Here is a 2,969-nt window from a genome sequence, read left to right as displayed (position 1 = left end):
ATTTGAAAACATTGGTTAAATGTTCTCTCAAAATTACACAGTGAAATTTATTTCGTCTTTATTTAGATCAAGCCCTCGACTTATTAGTATGAGTCAGCTGAACATGTTACCATGCTTACACCCCTCACCTATCAACCTGGTGGTCTTCCAGGAGTCTTACTAACTTACGTTATGGGAAATCTCATCTTAGGGTGGGCTTCACGCTTAGATGCTTTCAGCGTTTATCCCTTCCAGACATAGCTACCCAGCTGTGCCACTGGCGTGACAACTGGTGCACCAGAGGTCTGTCCATCCCGGTCCTCTCGTACTAAGGACAGCTCCCTTCAAATTTCCTACGCCCGCGACGGATAGGGACCGAACTGTCTCACGACGTTCTGAACCCAGCTCGCGTGCCGCTTTAATGGGCGAACAGCCCAACCCTTGGGACCTACTTCAGCCCCAGGATGCGACGAGCCGACATCGAGGTGCCAAACCTCCCCGTCGATGTGGACTCTTGGGGGAGATCAGCCTGTTATCCCCGAGGTAGCTTTTATCCGTTGAGCGATGGCCCTCCCACGAGGTACCACCGGATCACTAAGCCCGACTTTCGTCCCTGCTCGACTTGTAGGTCTCGCAGTCAGGCTCCCTTCTGCCTTTGCACTCTTCGCGCGATTTCCGACCGCGCTGAGGGAACCTTTGGGCGCCTCCGTTACTTTTTTGGAGGCGACCGCCCCAGTCAAACTGCCCATCTAGCAATGTCCTGTGACCAGTTTCATGGCCTCCAGTTAGAATCCCAGTACTGTCAGGGTGGTATCCCAAGGATGGCTCCGCAGAACCTGACGGTCCTGTTTCTCAGCCTCCCACCTATCCTGTACAGACAATACCGAAACTCAATGCTAAACTACAGTAAAGCTCTACGGGGTCTTTCCGTCCAATCGCGGGTAACCAGCATCTTCACTGGTACTACAATTTCGCCGGATTTGCTGTTGAGACAGTGCCCAAATCATTACGCCATTCGTGCGGGTCGGAACTTACCCGACAAGGAATTTCGCTACCTTAGGACCGTTATAGTTACGGCCGCCGTTTACTGGGGCTTAAGTTCATACCTTCGCTTGCGCTAAGCATTCCCCTTAACCTTCCAGCACCGGGCAGGCGTCAGCCCCTATACATCAGCTTTCGCTTTAGCAGAGACCTGTGTTTTTGCTAAACAGTTGCTTGGGCCTATTCTCTGCGACCTACTTGCGTAGGCACCCCTTCTCCCGAAGTTACGGGGTCAATTTGCCGAGTTCCTTAACAGCAGTTCTTCCGATGGTCTTAGGATTCTCTCCTCACCTACCTGTGTCGGTTTGCGGTACGGGCACTTGCTTCCTCCATAGAGGCTTTTCTTGGCAGCGTGGAATCAGTTACTTCGCTCTATTGAGCTCCTCATCACACCTCAGATTCGGCTAGCGGATTTGCCTACTAGCTACTCCTAAATGCTTGAACATACATCCAATAGTATGCACAACCTATCCTCCTGCGTCACCCCATTTGTAATAACGTCTGCAAGTGGTACGGGAATATCAACCCGTTGTCCATCACCTACGCCTTTCGGCCTCGGCTTAGGTCCCGACTAACCCTGAGAGGACGAGCCTTCCTCAGGAAACCTTAGGTTTTCGACCGCTAGGATTCTCACCTAGCTCTCGCTACTTATGCCAACATTCTCACTTCTGCATCGTCCACCGCTCCTTTCGGTACGACTTCAGCCAATGCAGAAAGCTCCTCTACCACGTGTACGTAGTACACATCCATAGCTTCGGTGGTAAGTTTTAGCCCCGGACATCTTCGGCGCGGGATCTCTTGACTAGTGAGCTATTACGCACTCTTTAAATGAGTGGCTGCTTCTAAGCCAACATCCTAGTTGTCTTAGAAATCCCACATCCTTTACCACTTAACTTACACTTTGGGACCTTAGCTGATGGTCTGGGCTGTTTCCCTTTTGACTACGGATCTTATCATTCGCAGTCTGACTGCCGGAATAAAAGTATATGGCATTCGGAGTTTGATAAGGTTCAGTAAGCGTTATGCCCCCTAGCCTATTCAGTGCTCTACCTCCATTACTCAATTAACCGACGCTAGCCCTAAAGCTATTTCGAGGAGAACCAGCTATCTCCGAGTTCGATTGGAATTTCTCCGCTATCCACAGCTCATCCCATGGTTTTTCAACACCAACGTGGTTCGGACCTCCACGACATTTTACTGTCGCTTCATCCTGGCCATGGATAGGTCACCCGGTTTCGGGTCTACGACATGCAACTATGCGCCCTATTCAGACTCGGTTTCCCTTCGGCTCCGTACCTTAAGTACTTAACCTCGCTACATATCGTAACTCGTTGGCTCGTTCTACAAAAAGCACGTCGTCACACATATAAAGTGCTTCGACCGGTTGTAGGCACACGGTTTCAGGTTCTATTTCACTCCCCTTCCGGGGTTCTTTTCACCTTTCCCTCACGGTACTTCTTCACTATCGGTCACTAGGTAGTATTTAGCCTTGGGAGGTGGTCCTCCCTGCTTCCCACAAGGTTTCACGTGTCTCGTGGTACTCTGGATCAGAACTTTCACTCATTTCTTTTTGTCTACAGGCCTATTACCTTCTGCGGAGCAGCTTTCCAGCTGTCTTCGACTAAAAAATTTGTGCATTTATGTTCTGTCCTCAACCCCTAAGCCAAAGGCTTAGGTTTGGGCTCTTTCCATTTCGCTCGCCGCTACTTTGGAAATCGATGTTTCTTTCTCTTCCTCCGGGTACTTAGATGTTTCAGTTCCCCGGGTTTACCTCCATACACCTATTTATTCAGTGCACAGTACATAGTGTTAACTATGTAGGTTTCCCCATTCGGAAATCTCTGGATCACTGGCTATTTGCGCCTACCCAAAGCTTATCGCAGCTTATCGCGTCCTTCTTCGGCTCCTAGTGCCAAGGCATTCACCATGCGCCCTTTGTAGCTTGACCT

Annotated in this window: 1 rRNA gene; it reads right to left on the bottom strand. The window is 50.0% G+C overall.

The features are described 5' to 3' along the window. Window positions 1–63: 63 nt before the first annotated feature. A 23S ribosomal RNA gene (locus tag ACTNBA_RS18980) occupies window positions 64–2,968 on the bottom strand. Window position 2,969: the final 1 nt, after the last annotated feature.

Origin of the sequence: Clostridium sulfidigenes, assembly GCF_052067195.1 — a bacterium.
GTDB lineage: Bacteria > Bacillota > Clostridia > Clostridiales > Clostridiaceae > Clostridium_J > Clostridium_J sulfidigenes.
Note: the sequence above shows the minus strand (reverse complement) of the source record. Positions and strands in the feature narration are given on the sequence as shown.